Origin of the sequence: Salegentibacter chungangensis, assembly GCF_042678405.1 — a bacterium.
Taxonomy (GTDB): domain Bacteria; phylum Bacteroidota; class Bacteroidia; order Flavobacteriales; family Flavobacteriaceae; genus Salegentibacter_A; species Salegentibacter_A chungangensis.
In genome coordinates this window covers 158191-176252 of sequence record NZ_JBHTLI010000002.1, presented here as the reverse complement: position 1 = coordinate 176252, position 18062 = coordinate 158191, and the positions used below count along the sequence as shown (strand labels likewise).

The following is an 18062-nucleotide window of genomic DNA, read 5'->3' as shown; positions in this document are numbered from 1 at the left end:
AATTAAAAATCAAAGAAAAATGAGTTTAATAAAATCAATTTCAGGTATTCGCGGAACCATTGGAGGAGCACCGGCAGAAAACCTGACCCCTATAGATACAGTAAAATTTGCTGCTGCTTATGGTACCTGGCTTAAAAGCAGTTCTGAAAACAAAAGATTAAAAGTTGTTGTTGGAAGAGACGCAAGAATTTCAGGTAAAATGATCCAGGAATTAACAATGAACACCCTAACTGGATTGGGGATAGATGTAATTGACCTTGGTCTTTCTACTACTCCAACCGTTGAAGTTGCCGTGCCACTTGAAAAGGCCGATGGCGGGATAATTCTGACGGCGAGCCATAACCCAAAACAATGGAATGCGCTGAAACTTCTTAATAATAAAGGCGAGTTTCTTGACGGGAAAGAAGGTGCTAAGATCCTTGATATCGCTGAAAAAGAAGGCTTCGATTTCGCCGAAGTTGATGACCTTGGTGAAACCATTGTAAAGAACGATTATATAGACCGCCATATTGAAGAAGTTCTTAAGCTTAAGCTGGTAGATGCAGAAGCAATTAAAATGGCCGGGTTTAAGGTTGTGGTGGATGGCGTGAACTCTACAGGAGGGATAGCCATTCCGAAGCTTCTGAAAAAGCTCGGAGTTGAGGTGGTTGAGTTGTATTGTGAGCCTAACGGACACTTTCCACACAACCCTGAACCGCTAAAAGAGCATCTTACCGATATATGCGGACTTGTAAAAAAGGAGAAGGCCGATCTTGGAGTTGTTGTAGATCCTGATGTTGACCGTCTTGCTTTTATAGATGAAAATGGAGAAATGTTCGGAGAGGAGTATACCCTGGTAGCCTGTGCAGATTACGTGCTTGGAAAGACACCCGGTAATACGGTAAGTAACCTGTCTTCTTCCCGTGCTTTAAGTGATGTGACCAAAAAGCATAATGGGGAATATAATGCCAGTGCTGTTGGAGAAGTGAATGTGGTTAAGTTGATGAAAGATTCGAAGGCTGTGATTGGCGGAGAAGGGAACGGCGGTATCATTTATCCAGAAGCTCATTATGGGCGTGACAGTCTGGTGGGGGTAGCTTTGTTCTTGACTCATTTAGCTGAAGTAAAGAAAAGTGTTTCCGAATTAAGGCAGGAATACCCAGCTTACTATATGAGTAAGAACAAAATTCAGTTAACCCCGGAGATTGATGTGGATGGTATTTTAAAGGCCGTTGAAGAAAAACATAAAAATGAAGAGATCTCAACCGTAGACGGGGTGAAGATCGATTTTCCCGAAAACTGGGTTCATCTTAGAAAATCCAATACGGAACCGATCATCAGGATTTATACTGAAGCAAAATCGCAAAAAGAAGCTGATGAGCTTGCTCAAAAGATGATAGAAGAGATTAAGGGGATTATCGCTTAATCTATTATCACCCCGTTTTTGGGAAGGGCCTCATGGCGGTGTTTCCATCTTTTATGGGTCCACAAATAATATTCAGGAGCTTTATTGATCTGTTTTTCCAGCAATTCGATAAAGCTCTTTGTGATATAATAGGGGTCTTCGTTCGCCGGTTTATCGGTAATATTTATAAGTGTCGCTTCGTAATAGCCTCTGCCTGTTTTTTCAACGTTTAGGTAGGTTACGGCCATATCGAACTCTCTTGCCATTTTTTCAGAACCGGTAAAGACAGGAACTTTTATATCCATAAAATCTGCCCAGTACTTGGCCCTGTTCCATTTTGGAGACTGATCAGAGATCATTGCGTAGATCCCCAGGACGCCATTTTTTTCGTTGATTTCAATTTTGCGCGTTGCTTCCGCGGTGGGGATGAGCTCTCCGTTAAATTTTCCTCGTATATTTTTTACGAGTTTATCAAAATACCTGTTCCTGATCCTTTTGTAGATCCCAAAAGCCTTATAGGTAACATCATATAACTGCAGGGCTATCATCCATTCGTAACTGGCATAATGGCCGCACATAAGGATAATACCTTTATGTTTTTTTTCTAAACGGTGGAGTTCTTCAGGATTGGTGAATACAAAGCGGCGTTTCAGTTCCTTTCCTGAAATGCTCATACTTTTTATCATTTCCAGGAACATATCACACATATGGGCGTAGAACTTTTTTCGAATGGCCCTGATCTCGGCATCGGGTTTTTCAGGAAATACGAGTTTCAGATTATCGGTCACTGTTTTTTTTCTGTAACCAATTATATGGTATACCAGCACGTAAGTAATATCAGAAACTATATAAAAAAGCCGGAAAGGGAGGATGGAAATCAGCCATAACAGGGGATAGGCCAACCAAAAAACTAATCCTTGCATAAAAAAACTTTCAGCAAATATATGGTATATTTGAAACTAAACTTATGTATCTATGGGAGAATTAGGGCTGGTGACAATTATTGTAATCGCCATAAATGTGATCGTGTCGTTTAAAGGATTTAATGATATAGCATTTTTTCAAAAGTATAAATTTAATGTTGGTGATATTAAAAGGGGAGCGAAATACCAGATCTTCTCATCTGGATTTTTACACGTAGACCACACGCATCTTTTCGTGAATATGCTTACCCTTTATTTCTTTGCGAATGTGGTGATTTACGGTCTGGGAACCACCGGATTCATCCTGGTTTATATTGCCAGTCTTATTTTAGGAAATTTACTCTCTTTTTTCTTTCACAGAAATGAATATGAATATACCGCGGTTGGAGCCAGTGGGGCTGTAATGGGCGTGTTGTACTCGGCAATTCTTTTACGGCCGGATATGATGCTTGGTCTGTTCTTTATAATTCCGGTTCCTGCTTATATCTTCGGAATAGGCTATTTACTGTATACCATTTACGGGATGAAGCGACGAGTAGGGAATATTGGTCACGATGCTCATTTTGGAGGGGCTGTAGGTGGCTATATTTTAACTTTATTGCTGGCACCGTCCTTATTCCAGACAGAGCTTTTAATGGTGATCCTTCTTGCGATCCCGATTATAGTGCTGTTTGTCCTGCAAAAACTGGGCAAGATATAGTTTGGTATCTTTATTGATTTCAGCAATATCTGAACTTAAAACTAATACCTATGAAAAAATTACTTTTTGCATTGATCTTCCTGAGTGCTGCAGCCATACAGGCCCAGGATGCAAAGCCTTCCCCCGTGGTTACCGTTACCGGAGAAGGCATAGTTAAGGTGGTGCCGGACCAGGTGCTTATTAAATCCAGGATTGAACACGAAGGAGATAGCGCTGAACAGGTGAAAAAGGAAAATGACGTGGCTGTAGATAAGGTCATTAAGTTCCTTAAAAGTAAAGGCATTAAAGAAAAGAATATACAAACAGATTATGTGAACCTGAATAAGCGTTATGACTATAATGATAAGACATATAGCTATGTTGCGAACCAGGCAATATCTATCAGGCTTGACGACATAAAGGATTATGAGTCTATAATGAAAGGGCTTTTAGAAAATGGATTGAACAGGATAGACGGGGTTCAGTTCAAGTCTTCAAAAATGGCTTCTTTTGAAGCTGAAGCCAGAAAAAAGGCAGTACTCGATGCCAAGAAGAAGGCTGAGGATTTTGTAGAGCCACTTAATCAAAGCTTGGGTAAAGCAATAAGTATAAGCGAAATGGACGGGAATAACTACCAGCCTATGTACCGTATGGCTGAAGCCGTTGAGATGAGTGATAAAAATGGTTCCCAGGAGACAATAGCCCCGGGAGAGATGGAAATCAAAGTAAAAGTGAATGTTGGATTTCAACTCAATTAGAAACTTTGTGTATAAATAAAAAAAGCGCCTGATCAGGCGCTTTTTTTATTATGATTTTGTTTAAACCACTATTCTTCACCAAGCAGTTCCTTGATCTTCTCCTCAAGATCATCTCCACGAAGGTTTCTTGCTACAATAGTTCCTTCCTCATCCAGAATGAAAGTAGCAGGGATGGCTTTTACACCATATTTTTGAGCTACAGGGTCATTCCAGAACTGAAGGTTAGAAACATGATGCCACTCCAATCCGTCGTCTTCAATGGCTTTTAGCCAACGTTCTTTTTGACCAGGGCGGTCAAGAGAAACTCCAATAATGTTAAGCCCTTTATCGTGGTATTTGTTGTAGATCTTAACAACTTTAGGATTTTCTACACGACAAGGCTTACACCAGGCAGCCCAGAAGTCTATTACGGTCACTTTGCCCATAGCATCTTTAAGAGAAAGTTCTTCACCTTCTGGAGTTGGTGCGGTAAAACCAGGAGCTTTAGCCCCAATCTCGGTAGCACTTGCATTTTCAAGCTGTTTGCCAAGGTCTCTTGCAATTGCATTCTGCTTCACGTTTTCAGGAAGTGATTCATACATCTTTCTGATCTCGCTGCTTGGAAGAGACTTCATTCTTAACAGGTCTGTTAGAGCCATAATTGCTACAAAAGAGTCTTTGTTCTCTTTAACAAGCTTTTGTTTGAATACCTTATCATTGTCAAGGATCTCCTCTTCAGTTTTACGCAGTTTGTTGATCTTTGCAGTATCCTGGTTTTGGAAAGCTGCTTTCACCTCAGTTCTAACTTCGGTCATCTTTTTGTTTACCGCCTTCAGGTGGTCCAGATACTTTTCCAAAACCTTATTTTCTTTCCCGCCGGTTACCCGGGATGCTCTAAGGCTGTCTTTAAAAAGTTCAAAATTGATCTCTTTGTTTTCAGAAATAAAGATCACATTTCCGTTTTGACCTTCAACCTCAAGGAAACTTAACTTAGGGTTGTCGTTATCTTCAAGGTCAAGTTCGAATTGTCCGTCTTTCACCTCAGTGGTGTCCACTCGTTGCGGACGGTTAGAATTGCTGATTTCTGAAACAAAAATTTTAGTACCGTCTTTTATGTTTTCGGCACTTCCGGTAATTGCATATCCTTTGTCGTCCTGACAGGAGAAACTAAGCAAAGCCAGAGTAAAAATTGCTAATATTTTGCGCATAATTTATTTATGTTTTCAGCAAAAATAAGCATCTGCAGATTTATAGAGGGGGTAATTTTATAAAATATTGTTAATTTAAGTATGGCAGAATCCTGAACTTGTAAGAAACATTAATTTTATGATATATTAGAATTATATGAAGCAGCAGATAGAAGATTTTCCTTTAGATATTAAGATTAGCTTCCATAAGGTTATTGAGCAATATAAAAAGCAACTTGAGCAGGAAAAGAGCAAAATTGCCAGAGACTATATGCAGGATGTTCTGGATTATGTTTCTGAATTTGATGCCTTAACCGAAGGGATAGAGGATGCCGATGCGCTTGAAAAATACAAGGAGCCCATTGAGATCCTGCTGGATGATCTTTTTCCGAATGTGCTTACCAATAATGAGATTAAAGCTGTTTCCATTCCTTATCACAGTACCATTTTCAATGCTTCCAGGCGGCTGAAAAAGATCCTTGATGTAGCCGGGGATGATTTTGAGCTGAAACTGCGGAATATGGATGAGGATATGTACTACATTCACGCCTGTATCAATATTCTAAATGATTACTATGGATATGATATAGATTTTTCACGGCCATTGTATTATGATATTCCAGATGAGCACGGAATCTCCAGGCATTACAGAATAGCTCTGAATGGTGATTTTGTTGAAATTCAGCCTACCGATAAAGCAAAAAAGATCACCCAGGAAGATGTAGACAGGCTAATACAGAATGTAGAGAATATCGATCTATGGAAGGAAATGTTCCCGCCAAAAAGCTGGACTTTTAAAGGGTTTACCATCCTGAACCTTACCGATGTTACCATAGATGATGCTATTTCTGAACTAAAAACCACCCTGCTTTATAAGGATACTTCAGAAAAAGAGGAGCTTGAGAAATTACAGGAGATCTTCAGGTCAATATATAAGATCCCGGACCTACGGGTTGGTTTTACCGTTTATAAACCACAGGAAAACATCTTTGAGAGGATGGATTATAAGGACGCCCAGAGCTTTATCTTGAATAAAGAGCTTGTAAGCGACTGTGAAACGGGAGTGTGTGAGGAAGCCTTCAATAAACTTATTAATGAGAATGCCTATTTTACCATCGCCAATCTTGAAGCTTATGCCAAAAAGAATAGCAATAACCTGCTGTCCAGGAATCTGCAGGAAAATGATGTAAAGAGCTGCATTTTGGCACCGGTGGCTAAAAATAATAAGCTTCTGGGGGTACTTGAACTGGTTTCAAAAAGAAAGAATGAGCTTAACAGTATAAATGCGATAAAGCTCGATGATATTCTTCCTTATATCGTTACGGCTGTTGAGCGAAACAGAACCGATTTTGAGAACAGGATAAAAGCGGTGATCCAGAGTGAATGTACTTCAATTCACCCCAGTGTGCTGTGGGTTTTCGAGAAGGAGGCGAAAAAGTTTATCAAAGATCTTGATGAAGATGGGTTAGCTTCTTTTAAAGACATAGCCTTTAAAGATATTCATCCGTTATACGGGCAGATAGATATTGTTGCTTCTTCGGAAGCCAGGAACGAAGCCATACAAAAAGATCTGCTTCATCAGCTGGAATTAATCCTAAAGCTTATCGAGAAAGCCTATAAAACGGAGGAATTGCCAATTTACGAGCAAGTGAAGTTCAGGATAGAAGACTTTATGGAAGATATTGAAGAAAATCTGAATGCTTCCAGTGAGCAGAAGGTCTTCAATTTACTTCAGAAAGAAGTGAACCCGCTTATGGTTCATCTAAAGAAGCAGTCTTCTGATCTTAAGAAGATGGTGGAAGAATATCAAAATCAGCTTAACCCTGAAACCGGAATTGTTTACAACCATAGGAAACATTATGATGAAACCGTTCAGCAGGTAAATCGTACGATGTCCCGTTATATCGATAAAAAGCAGATTCAGGCCCAGAAGATATATCCGCATTATTTTGAAAGGTATAAGACCGATGGGGTAGAGCACAATATCTATATTGGCGCTTCTATGGTGCAGAACAAACCCTTTAATAAGGTTTACCTTTATAATCTAAGGCTTTGGCAGCTAAGCACTATGTGTGAAATGGAGAACCGTTTCTACCAGCTGCAGGAAACCACGCCTATTAAGCTTGATGCAGCTTCATTGATCCTTGTCTATAACACAACACTTTCCATCAGGTACCGAATGGATGAAAAGAAATTTGATGTAGACGGTACTTATAATGCCAGGTATGAAGTTATTAAAAAGCGTATAGACAAAGCCTTCATTAAAGGGACCGAGGAAAGAATTACTCAAAAAGGAAAGATCGCCATTATCTATTCTCAACGGAGTGATGAGCGTGAATATCTTCGTTATATCAAATACCTTCAGGCTAAAAAATATCTTGGAGATGAGGTAGAGTTGTTGGAGCTTGAAGATGTTCAGGGAGTGATAGGGCTTAAGGCTATTAGGGTAAATATTCTATATAGCCCGGAAGATAACTCCCGTGAAAAGACTATTACTTATGAAGATCTTATGGAAGAACTACATTAGGTAGAACGCCAGCACAAAACTTATTACCGATATGATGATTCCTACCATAAATACGGTATAGGTAAGTCTTAGCAGGTAATATTTTCTGTGAAGTACTTTTCCTAACAAGTGCAGGTCCAGCATTAAAAGTTCGTAGACGTAATCTTTATCTTCGATGATCTCCTGCATTGCCCATTTAAACCTGTCAAAAGGCATCTTATGAAAGTTTCCGAAGAATAGGAGGTTTACTTTGCGGTCTTCCACCTGTTTTTTGGTAAACTCGCCACTGGTAACATTCGGGCGGGTAGACATAATAGATAGGATTATAGACGCCACACTAAAAAGCACCAATATTAAACTTGGTATTAAGAGGTGCTTGTTGGTAGCTGCATCCAGCTTAGGAATGAGGTTACTAAGCGCAAGTGAGATAATGATCGCGTTTACTGACAGCAGTATATTGGCTTTCGTGTCGGCAATATCACTTAACTTGATGTGGTTCCTTAAACTGGTCCTGAAAAGAGTCTGAATACTCCTTTCGGGATTATCATTCTTAAATTTGGCCTTCATTCTGGCCTTATGTTCTTCTTTTTTTAATTTTTTCTCTCTTTTGTTCTGTTTTTCGATGAGTTCCAGAAGATTCTTATCCTTTTCAGGCTCCCAGTTCTCAATGGCATAAGGAGTATAGAACTTATGTTTTTCGGTGAAAACTCTGATGTTTTCCTGGATCCACTCTGTAGTGCTGAAATTTTTGATATTCAGAAGTTCCAGTTCCTGTCTTAGAAGTTCGCTGGTTTCATCAAAATACTCCTTTGCAAAATGAGAGGAATCGGCATCCCTGATGATCTTTTCCGGAAGTGTTTTCGGCTCATTAGAGAACTTGGTGGCCATTATATAATTGGAAACCTTTTCTATTAATTCGGGGGTGGCATTATTCTCTTCAAGGAAGTCTTTTGCGATCTTCACACTCTCTTCCTCGTGCCCGTTAAATGTCTTGGTATATCCCGTGTCATGCAGCCACGCGGCCAGTATTAACGCCTCTTCTTCTTTAACATTAATTTCAGATTTGTCAATTAATTCTTTAGTACTTTTAACCACGCGCTGAGTATGCTTATAGTTATGATAGATATACGTATTTGGTAACTTTTCATTAAAAAGATCTAATACAAAATTATCGGCTTTCTCTGTGAGATGGTTCATGTAAGAATTACTTGTTTATATGTTGCCAAATTACAAAAATAGTTCAAAATCCCTTATGAAAACCACCAACATCTTCCTCTCTGCCTTAATATTAACAATACTTTATGGTTGTGCCTCCTACGGCCCAAAATACAGAGAAGACAAGTCCCAAACCAAGTCACAATACCCCATAGATAAAGAGATAGAGAAGTCTTTTTATTTAATTGGAGATGGAGGCTATTCCCCACAGGGAGGAACCTCAAAAGGGCTTCTGGCTCTGAAAAGCTATTTGGATTCGGTTAAGAAAACTGAAAATTACACCATCTTCCTGGGAGATAATATTTACCCTGATGGATTGCCGGAAAAAGAAGATCCAGACCGGGAAAAAGCTGAGTATCGTCTGGATGCACAACTTGATGCCATAGAACATTATAACGGGAAGGTGCTTTTTATTCCCGGAAATCACGACTGGTATAGCGAAGGAATAAATGGTCTTGAGCGCCAGTCGGAATATCTAAAGGAGAAATTCAAAAAAAATCTTATCTGGGCGCCAGATACCGGCTGTGGGCTCCAAACCCTTGATGTTAGTGAAAACATTGCGATGATTGTGATCGATTCTCAATGGTATCTTGAAGACTGGGACAGGCATCCTACGATTAACGATGATTGTGCAGAGATCAAGACAAGGGAGGCCATGTTTTTGGAAGTGCAGTCGGAGATAAAGAAAAATCAGAATAAAACGATCATTATAGCTTTACACCATCCTGTTTATACTAATGGAATTCACGGTGGGCAATATAATTTTGACCGGCATTTATATCCATCTCAAAAGAAGATACCTCTGCCAATTCTGGGGTCTCTGGCTTCATTGATCAGGACCACTGGAGGTGTATCGATTCAGGACAGGCAGAATGAGCGATATAAATCTATGGTTAAACGTCTAGAAACCATTGCGAAGGATTCTGATCGATTGATCTTTGTGTCGGGGCATGAACATTCCCTTCAGTATATTAATCACGATGGAATTAAGCAGATCGTATCGGGTTCAGGTTCAAAAGCCACCTATGCTACACTCAGCAATGATGGCCTGTTTTCTTATGCCGGCCAGGGATTTGCCGTATTCGATGTTTTTAAAGACGGCTCAGCCTGGGTGAGTTTTTACGGGAACGAAGAAAACAAACCAAAACTCTTGTTTCAAAAAGAAGTGTTCGCTTCTCCGGAAACTTACGACCTTTCCAGTTATGTGCAGAACTTTCCTGAAACTAAAACCGCTTCGGTCTACGAAGAAGATGATACCGATAAAGGAGTGATTCACCGAACGGTTTGGGGGGAACGCTACCGGGAACTGTATGGGAAGAAGATTAGTCTGCCGGTCGCTGACCTCGATACCTTATATGGTGGTCTTGAGCCAATAAGAAGAGGCGGGGGGCATCAAACGATCTCTGTTCGTGTAAAAGACAGCCTTAACCGGGAGTATAATCTGCGCCGGATCAGAAAAAATGCCGTCCAGTTTCTGCAATCTGTGGCTTTCAAGGATACTCCTATAGAAAACCAGATGGAAAATACGGTAGCCGAAAGTATGATCAATGATTTCTATACGGCAGCACATCCATACGCGTTTTTGACCATTCCGAAGCTATCTGAAGCGATAGATCTTCATCATACAAATCCTAAATTATTCTACCTCCCAAAACAGATAAAACTAGGAGAGTATAACAATGAGCACGGAGATGATATTTATATGCTGGTAGAAAGGCCGGAGGAGCACTGGCTGGGGTATGATTCTTTTGGGAACCCTAATCACGATATTGTGAGTACTGCAGATATGTTTGAACGCCTAAGGCGAGACGAGAAATATACGCTTGACGAGTCGGGTTATGTGAAAGCCAGGATTTTCGATATGCTGGTGGGAGACTGGGACAGGCACCAGGATCAGTGGCGTTGGGCAGAAATTGAAGATGCAGAGGGGAATCGTGTTTTTGAACCTATCCCAAGAGACCGTGATCAGGTTTTTTCAAATTTCGACGGAGCCTTTTTCGGAACTTTAAGATCTATAGCCGGTTTTGCGAATCAGTTTGCGGTTTATGATAAAGACATCAAGAATGTAGAATGGTTCAATGTGGCAGCTGTTGGGCTTGACAGGTCTTTGCTTCAGAATGTGGGAAGGGAAACCTGGCTGGAACAGGCTAAATTCGTTCAGGAGAATATTACCGATGAAGTGATAGAAGAAGCCTTTGCCACCTTGCCACTGGAAACCCAGAATGAAACCACCGCCGAGTTGGTAGAAAAATTAAAGGGCAGAAGAGATAATATCGTTGATATTTCAATGCGTTATTACAAATACCTTGCGAAGTTGGCCATTGTTACCGGAACAGACAAGGATGATTTTATTGATGTTTTAAGGATGCCTGAGGGTAAAACCAGGGTGACGATTTCCAGGAATAAGGATGGTCAAAGAGCCGAAATAGTAAGCGATAAGGTTTATGATAAAAAATATACCGATGATATCTGGATTTATGCCCTGGATGACGACGATCAAATATTTGTTGATGGAGATGGAGATAAAAAGATCTATGTAAGGATTATCGGAGGCCAGAACAATGACATCTATACCATTAAAACCGGCGATAACCTGAAGATCTATGATCATAAATCTAAACCTAATACGGTTAAAGAAAGAGGAAATGCAAGATTCAGGTTTTCGGACTATTATGACATCAATACCTATGATAAGGATAAGAAGAACTTTAACTCGGGAGCGCTTTTACCGGGAATAGGTTATAATCCTGATGATGGTTTCAAATTAGCCTTAAAGAGCGTATACACGGTTAACAGGTTTAAGAGGAACCCGTTTACCACACAGCATAGTCTGGCGGCTCAGGTCTATTTTGCAACAGGAGGCTTCGATCTTACTTATACTGGAGAATACGCCCATATAGTAGGTAAATACAATCTGATCACCGGAGTCCATTATTCCAGTCCGAATTTTGCGGTTAATTTTTTCGGCTACGGAAATGAAACCCCGAATTATGATGATGAACTGGACTTTGATTATAACAGGGTTAAAATAGGCAGTGTAGGAGTTAACTTCGGGCTTGAAAATGCGACTCCTTTTGGTAGTCTTTTCAGGTATGAAGCTTCTTTTGAAGCCAATAAAATAGACGAATCTGAAGCCAGGTTTATCACCGAAGATTTCGTGACCGATGATCCGGACTTTTTTAACCGAAAATATTTCGCAGGTCTTGACGCACTTTATCGCTATGAAAGTTATGACAACAATCTCAACCCAACCCGGGGAATGAAGTTCGAACTAAATTTGGGTGGTAAAATTAATACGGCAGATGTGGATCAGCATTACGGTTATTTTAAACCTTATTTAGGTTTCTATAATGCTTTAACGAGAAACAGAAAACTTGTTTTGAAAACAAAGGCCCAGGCACATATAAATATGGGAGATGATTTTGAATTTTACCAGGCTGCCCAACTTGGGGGGAGCAATGGCTTGAGAGGATACAGGCAGCAAAGGTATACGGGAGAAAGTTCTTTTGCTACCGGCGCCGACCTTAGGTACAGTTTTGATAGGTTAAAGACCAGCTTTCTGCCTTTACAAATCGGGATCTTCGGGGGGTATGACCTGGGACGTGTTTATAATGATAATGAGAATAGCAAGCTGTGGCACGACAGCTACGGAGGAGGTCTTTGGGTAAATAGTGCTGAAGCCGTTAATGGTACATTCAGTATGTTTAAAGGGTCTGAGGGCTGGCGTTTCTCATTCGGCTTCGGATTTAAATTCTAGGAACCTTCAAAAGATAACTTCATAAAAAAAGCTTCATCCACCGATGAAGCTTTTTTTATCTGGTCTTTCAGTTTAAGAACTGCACAGCGATATTATCTGTCCAATTAGAACAGAAAGCTAACTTTAAAGGCTGTTATAAACCTAAAGTAAACCTTATGATTCTGTATCTTCTTTACCCTTATTAAGGGAAAGATTATTGCTGAAATCTATAGTCCTGATTGGGAATGGAATGGTAATGCCGTTATTGTCAAATGCTTTCTTAACGGCCATAATAGCCTTGTTTCTGGCAATAAGGATATCTCTGTTCCTAGATACATCTGTCCAGAATCTTACCATAAAATTGATAGAGCTGTCACCAAATTCCTTGTACATAAATTCAACCTCCTCATTTCCTCTTTGCGGAAATAGCTCTTCTATGGTTTCTAAGGTGAGATTTTGTACCGTTTCAAGATTAGAACTGTAGGCTACGCCACAATCCAGACTTACTCTTGAGCGTGGAGTTCTGGAAAAATTCTTAAAAGGTTCTTCAATAATTTTGGAGTTCGGAATGACCACGTAATTATTGTCTGTTTCCTTAATAACGATGTTTCTTAGATTGATCTCTACAACCTCTCCCGCAAAACCGTTGGTCTCAACCCAATCCCCAATTTGAATTTCAGGGAGAAAGCTTAGGATAACCCCAGAAAAGGTGTTGTTAAGGGTGCCCTGCAGGGCCAAACCTATGGCTAAACCAACAACCCCGGCACCTGCAAGAACCGAGGTTAATACTTTGTCAAGATTGAGAAGGCCTAAGGCAATGAAAAACCCGAGGAGGATTATAACTGTTTTTAATACCTTAACAGTGATTTGCCTTATGCTATCCTGGCTAACCTTACGGCGCAGGATATTATTCATAAGCCTGCCAATATATTTTGCGGCCAATATAAAGAAACTGAATACCAGTACAGCCAATATAAAATTTGGAAGATTGACTATTAAGGTATCCAGCCATTCGGCAAGTTTATTGCCTATTCCACTTAAGGATTCGTTTATGCTGAAATCATCGAACATTTATCTAATATACCGAATTAGATAGACTTATGCTTTTCACTGGTCTTCATCTTCCAGGCATCAAGCATCCAGCTGGTTTTTTCAAGTTCTCTTATGTATGCCCCTATAAGGTCTATAGTACCTTCATCGCCAGCCTTATCTGCCACTTCCACCACTTGTCTCATTTGCTTTAAAAGAACCCCGTGGTCGTCCAGTAGCGTCTTGATCATATCAAGGTCGGTAAGGTCAGACTTAGATTCTTTCAGGTTAGAGGCTTTAAGATAGTCACTAAGATTACTGGTTGGCTGATGCCTTAAAGTGAGTATTCTTTCAGCAATTTCATCTACCTTTAATTTGGCGTCATCATACAGCTCTTCAAATTTTTCGTGAAGATCAAAGAAATTTTTACCAATAACGTTCCAATGGAAATTTCTAAGTTTCTGATAATATAAGTGATAATCTGCCAATAAGACGTTTAACTCTTCAACAGTTTTAGCGGTCTTCTTGGTATCTAGTCCTAAATAGCTCATAGTTTTTTTTTATTGTTTTTTTAAATTCTATTCAAAAATACAATGATTGTGGCTAAAACCCAATCATAGTCTGTGGTTTAATACAAGTTTAACTAATTCAATTGATAGGTCTGTGGCCCTTTAGGTCCAGCTTCTCGAACATTTCTTTGGATACCTGACCGCTTGATATTCCGTAGCCATCTACAAGAACTCCTTTTGTACCATTGGTAGTGGTAATAGCATAAAGAATGGCATTATCGTCTGGATTGCTCATCCCTTCGAATCTTAATACTTTATCCACCTCAAATTCATCTACTCCAAAACTTTCATCTTTGCCTTTGATTTCGATGTTTTCTTCATCCTGAAGATTGAAATCGTGCTCGTAGCCTTCTTCAAGTTTTAATTTATTTAGTGCCTGAGATAATGTTCCGTAATCTTTCATTTTGTAATTTTTGATTGATTATATGAGTAAATTACGGCGAAGCTAAGTGAATAACAAATCGGGACTTTGCTTTAGGATAAGTTTAACTACGGGGCTTTCAAGAGCTTTTTAGTTTATTCGTCTTTGTTCCTGTTGCTTTTGGTAAACAGATTTAAAGGCAGTACAAGCAGAATAAAAAAATACCAGCCCGTAATCAAACCGATTACGGTGATTATTGCGGCAATGATATAAATCCAGTACGATTTTATAAATTTCATAGGTTTGGTTATCAATAGGATACTCTTTCCTCCTTATATTAATTACTTGATTTTTAAATAATGCTATTTGCGAAATAAGGGAAATATAATATTTTGTTCGAATAGATAGAATTAGATAATAGAAAATCCACATCTTTGAAAAATTAATATTAGCATAATAACTTAATCGAAATTTTTCGCTAATTATGTAAATTATGAAAAGTAAAATCACCCTAAAAGAATTAGCTAAGCTTCTGAATGTTTCGGTATCAACGGTTTCCAAAGCTTTACACGATAGTCCCGAGATAAGTCCTAAAACCGTTGAGCGGGTAAAAGAACTTGCTGCATTGCATAATTACAGGCCAAACCCGGTTGCCGTAAACCTTAAAAGCAGTAAAAGCGGGACCATAGGGGTGATAATTCCAAATATTTCAAACGCCTTTTTCGCTGAAGTCCTGTCGGGAATAGAAGCGCAGGCTCAGAGAGATGGCTTGCAGGTAATCACTTATATTTCCAATGAATCTTTAGACAGAGAAAAGCAAATTGTAGATATGCTCACTTCCGGCTTTGTTGATGGCGTTTTAATGGCAATTTCAGAGGAAACTCAGCGTCAAGGGGAGTACGACCATATTTTTAATATGATAGATTATAATATACCTGTGGTACTGTATGATCGTATAGATTTTGAAATGCCGGTGGATAAGGTAGGGGTGGATGATAAAAAGATATTTTATGATGCAACAAAAATCCTCCAGGCCAAAGGTTTGAAAAAGATCGGGATCGCAACTTCCATTCATCATATGGGGGTAGGGAAACTTCGGATTACCGGATATAAAGATGCTCTTAAAAGCAAAGAAGATTTTTTTATCGCTAATTCAGCAAGGAAAGCCAGTCTGAAAGAGAAATTATTAAGCCTGCTACTCGACAAGAAAGTAGACGCTTTATTGTGTACCGATTTTGAAAGTACGATGATGGCTTCACGGCTTGCCTATGAAAATAATATCAGGATTCCACGGGACCTCAAGATAATAGGCTTCTTAAGCGAAAACATTGCAGGATATCTAAGTCCTTCTATCAGTTACATTGACCAGTTCCCTAATAAAATAGGGGTGAAGGCTATGGATTTGTTGGTTAAGCGAATTAATGGGTTGTCTTCAGAGAAATACAATCAGGAAATCATAGATACAAAACTGGTGCATTTGGAGTCTACAGATTTTTAGGAAGATACCTCTTAAATTTAAAATTAATGAAACAGGTTAGAAGAAGAGTTCTGGTTACAGGAGGCGCGGGCTTTATTGGATCCCATGTCGTTAGACTTTTTGTAAATAATTATCCGGATTATCATGTTTATAATCTGGACTCCCTTACTTATGCCGGAAATCTTGAAAATCTTAGGGATACGGAGAAGGCTTCTAATTACACTTTTATTAAGGCAGATATAACTGATGAAAAAGGGATTTTTAATCTTTTCGAGAAGTATAAATTTGATTCGGTAATTCATTTAGCCGCTGAATCTCATGTGGACAGGTCCATTAAAGATCCTCTTGCTTTTGCAAAGACAAATATTTTGGGAACTTTAAATTTGCTTAATGCGGCAAAATATATCTGGAAGGGTGATTTTCAGGGGAAGTTGTTCTATCATATAAGCACAGATGAAGTATATGGAACTCTCGGGAAGGAAGGCTATTTTACAGAAACAACGGCTTATGCTCCCAACTCACCATATTCGGCATCGAAAGCCGGAGCAGACCATTTTGTTAGAGCCTATGGTGAAACTTATGACTTACCATATGTTATTTCAAATTGTTCCAACAATTATGGGCCAAATCAGTTCCCGGAAAAGCTCATTCCTCTGTTTATTAATAATATAGTTAATAGACAGCCTCTTCCGGTCTATGGCGATGGAAAATATACCCGAGACTGGCTTTATGTTGAAGATCACGCAAAAGCAATAGATGTTATTTTTCATCATGCTGAAAAAAAAGAAACCTATAATGTTGGGGGCTTTAATGAATGGGAGAATATCTCCTTGGTAAAGCTGTTGTGTAAACAGATGGATGAAAAATTGGGGAGGGAGAAAGGCAATTCTGAAAAATTGATCACCTTTATTAAGGACCGTCCTGGTCACGATAAGCGTTATGCAATTGATGCAACAAAGCTTAGTAAAGAGTTAAAATGGAAACCTTCAGTAACTTTTGAAGAAGGTTTAAGTAAAACAATTGACTGGTATCTTAAGAATGAGAAGTGGTTAAATCATGTGACCTCGGGGGAGTATAAAAATTATTATGCCAGTCATTACAGGTAAACTGGATTCTAATTTTTCAACTTGGATATCAGATTAATAACCGGTTTCATTTTATTTTTTAATTTCACTAATCCCTTTAAATTATTTTCATATTTCCGAGTAGTGCCATAATTAGGTCTTCTGAATGCGTCACTTAATTCTTGATCAAAAATATTTGCTAAGAATTTATTTAGATTATCTGTTTTTAAATTATCCGGAACTGAATTATTTCTAAAAGGAGGTTCATTTAAAATGGAGATAAATAATTCATCATCGTTGTCAATTTCCTTTATCTTCTTCACAACCTCTTCAAAGTTGGGGTATTCATGACAAATAATAAAAGCCTTTGGGTTAAAGTCTTTGGTGACTTCGGGGTTACCCCAATAAATCGGGATAGTATTGGAAATGAACGCGTGTAATAATTTTTCTGTTGTATATCCTGGAGAAGAACTGTTTTCAAATGCAATGCTAAATTTACAAGAGGATTGAAATTGAATTTTAGTATACATCCAGTCTTTTGAAAATCTCTCACCTACATTTATCCTAAGGTTGTTTAGATGCCTCCCGGGAGATGAAACTTTCTTGTACTTGTTTAGAAGATTGAAAAAATCATCACGAGCAGGATCAGCTTCTGAATTAGCATAAATGAAATTGCAGAAATGCTCTTTAGAAATACTTTCTGAATGTACAGAGTTTAGAGGCTTGATTAGCTTTTTGAACTGATCTTTAAATAGTGCAAAATTAGGAAATCTTAAGTATCGATCATGAAACTCTAAATAATGAAAACCAATGGCATAGTCACATAGATTAAAATCGGGTACCAGGTTTTCTCCTGTGTAATAAATTCTAATACAATTATATTTTAGGAATTCACTCCCATAGCAAGAGTAAATTAAGTAATCTGGGCTTCTTTGATCTAATTCTACATTATACGTTTTTTTTAAAAGATTAAAGAAGTAATTATTCTCAATTTCAAACCCTTCATAAAAGTCAGTAAACCAGAGTTTTATTTTTTGCATTTTCGGTAGATTGAAAGTTCTTTTTTGGTTAAGCTTCTATGGAAATTGAGCTATGGTTTAAAAGCCAATAACTGATGTCTAAGATACTATTTAGGGGTTAATTGTCAAGGATATAATTAATTTTTGGGCTTTTTCATCCTTTTCTTACTAAACTC

The 18062-nt window shown here is 38.7% G+C and carries 14 protein-coding genes; 7 read left to right on the top strand and 7 right to left on the bottom strand.

All coding sequences use genetic code 11. The features are described from left to right. Positions 1–19 precede the first annotated feature (19 nt). Positions 20–1405: a phosphoglucosamine mutase gene (gene glmM, locus ACFQ3Q_RS11460; RefSeq protein WP_380745952.1), complete on the top strand. Its 1386-nt coding sequence runs from the start codon at positions 20–22 to the stop codon at positions 1403–1405. Here glmM and ACFQ3Q_RS11455 read toward each other — a convergent pair. Further along, positions 1402–2307 carry a lysophospholipid acyltransferase family protein gene (locus ACFQ3Q_RS11455; protein WP_380745950.1) on the bottom strand — a complete coding sequence of 302 codons (906 nt, stop codon included), beginning with the start codon at positions 2305–2307 and terminating at the stop codon, positions 1402–1404. The genes glmM and ACFQ3Q_RS11455 overlap by 4 nt on opposite strands. A 52-nt stretch (positions 2308–2359) precedes the next feature. Here ACFQ3Q_RS11455 and ACFQ3Q_RS11450 point away from each other — a divergent pair, with 52 nt between their 5' ends. Both ACFQ3Q_RS11450 and ACFQ3Q_RS11445 read left to right on the top strand, forming a co-directional pair. Next, entirely contained in the window at positions 2360–3007 is a 648-nt protein-coding gene (locus tag ACFQ3Q_RS11450; RefSeq protein ID WP_380745948.1) for a rhomboid family intramembrane serine protease, read from the top strand. A 50-nt stretch (positions 3008–3057) separates the two neighbouring features. Further along, on the top strand, positions 3058–3744 hold the full coding sequence (locus ACFQ3Q_RS11445) for an SIMPL domain-containing protein (protein WP_380745946.1): 687 nt from the start codon (positions 3058–3060) through the stop codon (positions 3742–3744). 68 nt (positions 3745–3812) lie between these two features. Here ACFQ3Q_RS11445 and ACFQ3Q_RS11440 read toward each other — a convergent pair whose 3' ends face one another. Beyond that, the gene (locus ACFQ3Q_RS11440; protein ID WP_380745944.1) at positions 3813–4931 is read right to left on the bottom strand and encodes a redoxin domain-containing protein; all 1119 of its coding nucleotides are present in this window, start codon (positions 4929–4931) and stop codon (positions 3813–3815) included. Positions 4932–5067: 136 nt separating this feature from the next. Between ACFQ3Q_RS11440 and ACFQ3Q_RS11435 the strand changes: the two genes are divergently transcribed. Then, complete coding sequence (locus tag ACFQ3Q_RS11435) at positions 5068–7437, top strand: GAF domain-containing protein (RefSeq protein WP_380745942.1); 2370 nt, start codon at positions 5068–5070, stop codon at positions 7435–7437. On the opposite strand, the gene ACFQ3Q_RS11430 is transcribed toward ACFQ3Q_RS11435, so the two are convergent. Beyond that, positions 7429–8613, bottom strand: a complete 1185-nt coding sequence (locus ACFQ3Q_RS11430) for a Pycsar system effector family protein (RefSeq protein ID WP_380745940.1) — start codon at positions 8611–8613, stop codon at positions 7429–7431. The genes ACFQ3Q_RS11435 and ACFQ3Q_RS11430 overlap by 9 nt on opposite strands. A gap of 55 nt (positions 8614–8668) precedes the next feature. On the opposite strand from ACFQ3Q_RS11430, the gene ACFQ3Q_RS11425 reads away from it, so the two are divergent. After that, positions 8669–12388, top strand: a complete 3720-nt coding sequence (locus ACFQ3Q_RS11425; RefSeq protein WP_380745938.1) for a metallophosphoesterase — start codon at positions 8669–8671, stop codon at positions 12386–12388. Positions 12389–12541: 153 nt separating this feature from the next. Here ACFQ3Q_RS11425 and ACFQ3Q_RS11420 read toward each other — a convergent pair whose 3' ends face one another. From ACFQ3Q_RS11420 to ACFQ3Q_RS11410, 3 genes are all read right to left on the bottom strand, one after another. Continuing rightward, positions 12542–13438 (bottom strand): mechanosensitive ion channel family protein, encoded by an 897-nt coding sequence (locus ACFQ3Q_RS11420; protein WP_380745936.1) that lies wholly within the window; start codon positions 13436–13438, stop codon positions 12542–12544. Positions 13439–13455: 17 nt separating this feature from the next. Then, entirely contained in the window at positions 13456–13947 is a 492-nt protein-coding gene (locus tag ACFQ3Q_RS11415) for a Dps family protein (RefSeq protein ID WP_380745934.1), read from the bottom strand. A 97-nt stretch (positions 13948–14044) separates the two neighbouring features. Then, complete coding sequence (locus ACFQ3Q_RS11410) at positions 14045–14368, bottom strand: phosphoribosylpyrophosphate synthetase (protein WP_380745932.1); 324 nt, start codon at positions 14366–14368, stop codon at positions 14045–14047. A gap of 451 nt (positions 14369–14819) precedes the next feature. Between ACFQ3Q_RS11410 and ACFQ3Q_RS11405 the strand changes: the two genes are divergently transcribed. Together ACFQ3Q_RS11405 and rfbB are read left to right on the top strand one after the other, a co-directional pair. Then, positions 14820–15824, top strand: a complete 1005-nt coding sequence (locus ACFQ3Q_RS11405; RefSeq protein WP_380745930.1) for a LacI family DNA-binding transcriptional regulator — start codon at positions 14820–14822, stop codon at positions 15822–15824. A gap of 26 nt (positions 15825–15850) precedes the next feature. Beyond that, positions 15851–16909 (top strand): dTDP-glucose 4,6-dehydratase, encoded by a 1059-nt coding sequence (rfbB, locus tag ACFQ3Q_RS11400; RefSeq protein ID WP_380745928.1) that lies wholly within the window; start codon positions 15851–15853, stop codon positions 16907–16909. 8 nt (positions 16910–16917) lie between these two features. On the opposite strand, the gene ACFQ3Q_RS11395 is transcribed toward rfbB, so the two are convergent. After that, positions 16918–17907, bottom strand: a complete 990-nt coding sequence (locus ACFQ3Q_RS11395; protein WP_380745926.1) for a glycosyltransferase family 10 domain-containing protein — start codon at positions 17905–17907, stop codon at positions 16918–16920. Positions 17908–18062: the final 155 nt, after the last annotated feature.

Coding starts and splice junctions, on each gene's coding strand:
- glmM (WP_380745952.1), top strand. CDS start 20: ATGAGTTTAATAAAATCAATTTCAGGTATTCGCGGAACCATTGGAGGA.
- ACFQ3Q_RS11455 (WP_380745950.1), bottom strand. CDS start 2,307: ATGCAAGGATTAGTTTTTTGGTTGGCCTATCCCCTGTTATGGCTGATT.
- ACFQ3Q_RS11450 (WP_380745948.1), top strand. CDS start 2,360: ATGGGAGAATTAGGGCTGGTGACAATTATTGTAATCGCCATAAATGTG.
- ACFQ3Q_RS11445 (WP_380745946.1), top strand. CDS start 3,058: ATGAAAAAATTACTTTTTGCATTGATCTTCCTGAGTGCTGCAGCCATA.
- ACFQ3Q_RS11440 (WP_380745944.1), bottom strand. CDS start 4,931: ATGCGCAAAATATTAGCAATTTTTACTCTGGCTTTGCTTAGTTTCTCC.
- ACFQ3Q_RS11435 (WP_380745942.1), top strand. CDS start 5,068: ATGAAGCAGCAGATAGAAGATTTTCCTTTAGATATTAAGATTAGCTTC.
- ACFQ3Q_RS11430 (WP_380745940.1), bottom strand. CDS start 8,613: ATGAACCATCTCACAGAGAAAGCCGATAATTTTGTATTAGATCTTTTT.
- ACFQ3Q_RS11425 (WP_380745938.1), top strand. CDS start 8,669: ATGAAAACCACCAACATCTTCCTCTCTGCCTTAATATTAACAATACTT.
- ACFQ3Q_RS11420 (WP_380745936.1), bottom strand. CDS start 13,438: ATGTTCGATGATTTCAGCATAAACGAATCCTTAAGTGGAATAGGCAAT.
- ACFQ3Q_RS11415 (WP_380745934.1), bottom strand. CDS start 13,947: ATGAGCTATTTAGGACTAGATACCAAGAAGACCGCTAAAACTGTTGAA.
- ACFQ3Q_RS11410 (WP_380745932.1), bottom strand. CDS start 14,368: ATGAAAGATTACGGAACATTATCTCAGGCACTAAATAAATTAAAACTT.
- ACFQ3Q_RS11405 (WP_380745930.1), top strand. CDS start 14,820: ATGAAAAGTAAAATCACCCTAAAAGAATTAGCTAAGCTTCTGAATGTT.
- rfbB (WP_380745928.1), top strand. CDS start 15,851: ATGAAACAGGTTAGAAGAAGAGTTCTGGTTACAGGAGGCGCGGGCTTT.
- ACFQ3Q_RS11395 (WP_380745926.1), bottom strand. CDS start 17,907: ATGCAAAAAATAAAACTCTGGTTTACTGACTTTTATGAAGGGTTTGAA.